At 65.6% G+C, this 212-nt stretch carries 1 pseudogene; it reads left to right on the plus strand.

What is annotated here, in order from left to right:
* Window positions 1-212: pseudogene (locus QC283_RS39425) on the plus strand (hypothetical protein); the annotation flags it as partial.

Here is a 212-nt window from a genome sequence, read left to right on the forward strand (position 1 = left end):
CTACACCGGCGACTCCCGCTCCAACGCCGAAATCAACTCCATCGGCACAGACACCGGCACCTGCCCGCCCGTCCAGAAGTCGCCCTCCGACACCAAGTGCACCGACCAGCTCGACTACACCGGCGACTCCCGCTCCAACGCCGAAATCAACTCCATCGGCACAGACACCGGCACCTCCCCGCCCGTCCAGAAGTCGCCCTCCGACACCAAGT

The organism is Streptomyces sp. DH41 (assembly GCF_029813785.1).
Lineage (GTDB): Bacteria > Actinomycetota > Actinomycetes > Streptomycetales > Streptomycetaceae > Streptomyces.